The sequence below is a fragment of the Ruegeria sp. CK2 genome (genome assembly GCF_056536585.1).
This window is the reverse complement of sequence record NZ_JBQFPW010000041.1, coordinates 1-5,904: the sequence shown is the minus strand read 5'-3', so window position 1 is coordinate 5,904 and position 5,904 is coordinate 1. Positions and strand designations below refer to the sequence as shown.

5 protein-coding genes are annotated in these 5,904 nt (G+C 53.2%); 3 read left to right on the top strand and 2 right to left on the bottom strand.

Features of this window, described 5'->3' with window-relative positions; translation table 11 throughout:
• Positions 1-530: 530 nt before the first annotated feature.
• The gene (locus tag ACR0BU_RS24465; protein ID WP_480739523.1) at positions 531-965 is read left to right on the top strand and encodes a VOC family protein; all 435 of its coding nucleotides are present in this window, start codon (positions 531-533) and stop codon (positions 963-965) included.
• Between the two features lie 263 nt (positions 966-1,228).
• Here ACR0BU_RS24465 and ACR0BU_RS24460 read toward each other — a convergent pair whose 3' ends face one another.
• Positions 1,229-1,840, bottom strand: coding sequence for a recombinase family protein (locus ACR0BU_RS24460; protein WP_299085541.1), 612 nt, complete (start codon positions 1,838-1,840; stop codon positions 1,229-1,231).
• Positions 1,841-3,057: 1,217 nt separating this feature from the next.
• On the opposite strand from ACR0BU_RS24460, the gene ACR0BU_RS24455 reads away from it, so the two are divergent.
• Both ACR0BU_RS24455 and ACR0BU_RS24450 read left to right on the top strand, forming a co-directional pair.
• On the top strand, positions 3,058-3,978 hold the full coding sequence (locus ACR0BU_RS24455) for a porin (protein ID WP_480739521.1): 921 nt from the start codon (positions 3,058-3,060) through the stop codon (positions 3,976-3,978).
• A gap of 65 nt (positions 3,979-4,043) precedes the next feature.
• The gene (locus tag ACR0BU_RS24450) at positions 4,044-4,334 is read left to right on the top strand and encodes a recombinase family protein (RefSeq protein ID WP_480739520.1); all 291 of its coding nucleotides are present in this window, start codon (positions 4,044-4,046) and stop codon (positions 4,332-4,334) included.
• Between the two features lie 183 nt (positions 4,335-4,517).
• Here the strand turns inward: ACR0BU_RS24450 and ACR0BU_RS24445 are convergent, their stop codons facing one another.
• Positions 4,518-5,732, bottom strand: coding sequence for a serine hydrolase domain-containing protein (locus ACR0BU_RS24445; protein ID WP_480739518.1), 1,215 nt, complete (start codon positions 5,730-5,732; stop codon positions 4,518-4,520).
• Positions 5,733-5,904 lie beyond the last annotated feature (172 nt).

Sequence of the window (5,904 nt, the reverse complement as noted above, 5' to 3'; positions counted from 1 at the left end):
TATAACCCGGCATATTGTCGATTGAGCGGACTGCGCTGTTATCAATGAACGTGCTCTTCTGAATGTCGATCACGATCAGGGCGGGTCGACCATCGATCAGTTTCTTTGAATTTTTGTGATTGGTTGTCATCTTCGACCTCAGTTTTATCAGGTCGTCCTGACTAAGCGCCGTTCTTGGCCGGGTCGTCCCGGCGGGCAGATCAATTTTGCCTAAATGTGCTAGGGCGCTTGGTCAAGGGTAGGGGTATACTTGCATTGGGATGAATAGCAGACGTTCACACCCAAACCGGCATTGTCGGCTTTGTCCGCTCACCAGCCATCGGATACCTGATTTTTAACGTCCGCTTTCGCGCGTTTGCGGTCCGCTGCATGTACGAAAGGCGGAAATGGGATCAACGGCAGGTTGGGGCTCATCTACCAATTCAGGCTTGTCACAGAGAAGGTCCGCAGCGAGCCCGTTTATCAAAAATGCTGCACAGCGACCAAAGTCCGCTATGTTTGGGCGAACCTGAAAGAAAAGGTAGGTCGCCATGACGCCCCAGAGAGTTTCATTGATTACATTAGGTGTTGCCGACCTCGAGCGATCGAAGATGTTCTACTCTGATCTTGGTTGGACCCCCGCTCCCCGTGGTGGCGACACGATCGTATTCTATCAGCTTCGAGGACTCGTCCTTGGGCTTTTTGGACATGACGCGCTAGCTGAAGACCAGAACAGACCCGCGAATGAACTTGGGACCGGAGCTATGACGCTCGCACTCAACATGGTTGACCGTGAGGGCGTCGATAAAGCCTATCAAAGCGCCCTGCATGCGGGCGCAACGTCATTAAAGGAACCACAAGAAGTCTTTTGGGGGGGATATTCGGGGTACTATGCCGATCCCGACGGCCATGTTTGGGAGGTAGCTCACAACCCATATTGGCCTCTTGAAGATGACGGTTCTCTCACCCTCCCTAAGCCCAGCTGAGTTCCGAGTTGCTGCGCATAGCAGCCATTAGCGAAAGACCGGTTTCCCCGCAGCCCTGCCATCTGTGAAGCGCCTGGGAACGTCCGGAATGCGCGGTTCAGCACCTTCTGCACAAGCAAAACCACAAAGTGCGGTGGAAGTCTGGTGAGGGCTCTTTTGACCAGTAGTCCCTGCGATCCGCAGTGAACGACGGCACCGAGCCCAACTTTTCAAAATTCGGCAGCGCAGCTGGGGTCTGCTCCGGCTCAGTGCAGAATGACACCTTAAGCTCCAAGCACGCGTCTGCCGTACTCACGTAGATTGCCGTTGGGATCGACGTATCGGTAGAGGGTGACGGGTTTTATGCCAAGCTCTTCACAAAGTTCGGAGACGGAAGTGTCCCTGTTTGCCATAGCTGCCTGAGCCATTCGAACTTGGGCTTTAGTGAGAGCGAACTTTCGACCACCTTTACGACCACGGGCACGGGCGGCTTGAAGCCCAGCCATTGTACGTTCCCGGATCAGTTCACTTTCGAACTCGGCCAATGCGGCGAAAATCCCAAATGACAGACGGCCAGCGGCGGTCGTCGTGTCGATCTGCGCCCCCAGGCCTGTGAGCACCTTCAGCCCGACGCCTCGTTCGTACAGCGCGGTTGTCGTTTTCACCAGATGGTTCAGACTGCGCCCCATCCGATCCAATTTCCAGATCACCAGAACGTCGCCTTCACGCAGGGCTTTTAAACAGGCCTCCAGGCCGGGGCGTTGATCTTTCTTGCCTGAGGCCTGATCGGAATAGATCTGGTCGGAACCGACACCAGCGGCGACAAGTGCATCCCTTTGCAGATCGAGTGACTGGCTACCGTCCGCCTTGGAGACACGGGCATATCCAATCAGCATGGTGTTCCTTGATGGAAGCGCAACCGCCAGGCCCCATCACTCCTGCTCCGGGCTGATAGATCGTCTGCCCGAAACGGTCGAAGGCGAAGGCGCGGTGTCAGAAACTCGGATTGCTCAGTCATTCAGCCTATTTCTCAAACGAACGTTTGTGATGCGTCGAGGAACTCCAGGCTTTCTGTCGCCCTTTATATCCCTTAATTCATATCACAATCATCAATAAGCAAACCCTCTATAGAAAGCAAAAGAAACATGGCGCATCGCAATTGTTTGAACTCTGAGAATGTCATGCCGGCTAGATTCATAGATCCATTCTATCGAAAGATAGATTATATCAATTATATAGAGCGCATCGCAATTGTTTGAATTCTGAGAATGTCTTGTTGACTAGATTCATAGATTTATCCTATCGAAAGATTGATAATATCAATTATTCGATAGCGATTGAAATGAAGTGCTCATCTAGTTCAACCGCAATGCCTTCGAACTCTATGCCCCAAGATTTACAATGGTTAGCTGGAAACACATCTTCTATCCCGCCCAAGCTTGAATAGACCTCCATTATGGGGTCGATTACGGCTCAGTGCTAAATTGTGCGTTGAGAAAATGAGTTATTGAATAATAACGGTATTTTCTGCGACCGGTTTACGCGATGCCCTAAATTATAAGCCTCGTAAGACCTTGTTATTATTCATAAAAATCCTTATAGCGCTTTTCTGCACCGAGCCGAAATCGACCCCGCGAAGGGCGAAAAGGTCGAGCTGCAGGCCCGGCCGGAAATGCAATCGAAACCGGCTGCGCAGGGTGATGCGCCCCTGCTCCGCCGAAAGCAATAAAAATTCCAGAGAGGCCACCAAGCCGGCAATAATTCCGTGAGTGCGGCCGACTTTCTCTAATCTCGTATGCAAGTGCGCGAGCGTGAAACCGAGGGGAAACGCGCTCGCGCAACCCGACAAATCGTCTTTCCCCGATCTGCCTTTGCGGGGGAGTTGTGCTGAACCCCGCATTGGCGGAAATAAACGAGAGCTTTTAATCTGACAAGGACAAAAGTGCTAAAGTCTGTTGCTGAATCACAACGTTCGCTTTTAATAAACGGATTTTAAATAGACGGGTTCTTAAATAAACGGATTCTATATTGATCCGGTGCGTTTTAAAGGGCATCAATCACAGCGCGCACGGGGGTGTGCCTTAATACCAACCGAAACAAACCGAGTGAAAACATGAAAAAGATTCTACTTACATCAACCGCGCTGATTGCGACCGCAAGCGTTGCAGCCGCCGAAGTGAAATTCGAAGGTTACGGCCGGTTTGGCTTGGGCTATGTCGAAGATCGAGGCGATACAGCCGATGACGTTATTTTGGTTTCACGCTTTCGCCTGAACATTGATGCCAAAACGGAAACCGACACCGGGGTTGAATTCTCTGCCCGTGTGAGACTGCAAGCTGACGAGGACGCCGACACCGGCGAACAAAAGGCTGCCGGTCTGAACGGCGCGCGTTTCTCAGTCATCTATGGCGGCCTGCGTGTTGATGCGGGTAACGTCGGGGGCGCAATCGACAACCTGGACAACTACTATGGAACCGAACCGGGGCTTGAAACCTTCCTCGGCCAGTATAGCGGAGTGGACTACGATTTCCTTGGCTATTCCTCTGACGGAGCTGGTTCAAACGCTGTGTTCTTCCGGTATGAAATCGGCGGCGGGGCGGTCAGCGCGTCTTATGACCAGGGCGACCGGGACCGCTGGGACATCAGCGCGGCCTACACGTTCAACAACGTGACCGCAGCTTTGGCCTATGGTCAGACAGGGGCGCCGACCGATGGCGAAAAAGAAAGCCTGGTTGTTCTGACGCTGGGCGCAGAAGTGGGCGATGTCTCAGGCTCTCTGTTCATTGCAAACGATGATGTGGACAAAGAAGAAAGCGGCGTGGCCTACGGTTTGTCAGGTGCCTACAGTCTGGGCGCAGCAACCACGCTTCAATTCGCCTACGGTGATGGAGGAGCGGGCGCCCGTAACATTGGCGTTGGCGCAAAGTACGACCTGGGCGGCGGCGCATCGCTGCTCGGCGGAATCGGCCAGATCCAGAGCGGGGACGAGGACGGCCAGATTCGCGCGGACCTAGGGGCGCAATTCGCTTTCTGAGTAAGTTAACCTGTTAACGTTGAGAGCGGGTCGTTTGGCCCGCTCTTTGTTTTTGAGGAGCGAATATGCCCATGCCCAGGATCGGATACGCCCGCGTCAGTTCCTCAAGCCAGGATCTCGACATCCAGAAAGCCAAGCTAAAGGCGGCAGGATGTGAGCTGATCCGCTCGGAAACAGTTTCCGGTGCGTCCCGCGATGATCGTTCAGAGCTGACCACAGTGATGGAGTTTTTGCGTGACGGCGATGAGCTCGTCGTTCATCGTTTGGACCGCCTTGACCGATCCACTCGTGATGTGCTGAACCTGGTGCACGAACTCGACGCCAAAGGCGCGTCGCTTCGCGTGCTTGAACCGTAAGTCACCACGGCCGGAGATAACCTGCAGCAGTTGGTTGTACAAATCCCGTGCCTTGTGTTGCGTGGCTGCGCGCTAGGTTTCAGCCGACACACCGACCTTGGGCCGTTCGCCAGATATTGAAAAGTCAGGTGTCTGCGACCGTTCATCGGCACTGCGCTAATGTCGGCGCGCGGGCGCGGCCTTCTAATAGCGGGCCGAAGCGATCAGAGAGAGAAGTTCATCAAACTCGCGCCGGGTGATAAAGCGATGCTCTGTGCAATATTCTGCCTTTCGGGCGTCCTCTTGTCGGCAAGCGCGAATGAGTTGCAAAAGCGCGTCTTCGCCAGTCATACCTTCATCACCGATCAATGGAAGAAATCGTTTCAAGAACTCTGTCGTATCCGATTGGTGTACAATGACCGTATTCCATGCGGGGATCACCATAAGCGCTTGATTTCCGAGGCCCCAAGTCCAGAACGTCCCATCGGGGAAACCGGTTTCTGGGCCTGAGATCCACCAAAGATATCCGTGCCCCCATCTCAAACCGCTATTCCCAGTTTCTGAGAAGTCCTCGGTTATGAGGCTCGCCCACCCGTCAGCAAGAATACGCTGCTCACCGGAAACTCCGTTGTTGAGATAGAGCGCACCAAACTTGGCGAGGTCACGAGCAGACATCCGAAACATCGCGGCTCGGTGCTCTGAAAGACTGGGATCTGCCTGATAGGACACGGCGGATCGATCAAAATCAGCCATGTCGATGGGCTGCGCGATATTGAGATCGAAGGCTTCTGCAATTTCAGTGCCTGTTGCGCTCTCGAAGACAGTCGTAAGCGCATTGTAGTCCCAGTTATTATAGGCCCAAATGGTGCCTGGCTGGTTTTCGGTATGACCCAAGCGCTTGTCGATCTCTGCGTGCAACCCCGCCGAAGCGGCTGCCGGATGATTGATGCCTGACACGCTGCGCAGCAAATGTCTCACAGTTGTCTGGCGCTGTAGCTCCGTCAATGGCACAGGCGAGTCATTAATCCCAAGTTCCTGAAGCGTTGCATCCAGAGGCAATAGGCTCACATCTGCGTGGAATTGCTGACCGATCAGCGCGCTTAGGAACGATTTTCGAATTGAGTGAACGTTGTAAGGTATAGACAGATCGCCAAACGCGCCGACGACCTGCCCATCAGTCATAATCAAAAAGGAATCCGTGCTCAGGGTCGAAACATGGTCGAAGACGTTACCCAATCCGTCAGCACTCCAGCCAAGTTCTTTGGCCTCGGTAGAGTCGAGGTGAGTGACATCAATCAATCGTTCGGGAGCTTTAGGGCGTGAGAGACCATTCTCTCCAGTCAACACAAGGTAGGTCAGGGCAACAACAACGAGTGCCACAACTGACATTACGTAGGTTATGGCGCGGCGTGCCTTCATGTGTCTTTTTCCGTTTCAAAATCTATCGAAAGAAGTTTGCTTTGAGTAACTCCACGACATTGAAATTTGGATTAGCCGTACTTATTGAGAGCTTCGGACACAGACAGTCGCGGTACCGACAAGAGCCCATTGGGTTTGGTCTCTGCAGCTTCCATGTCGAGATTGAAAATCT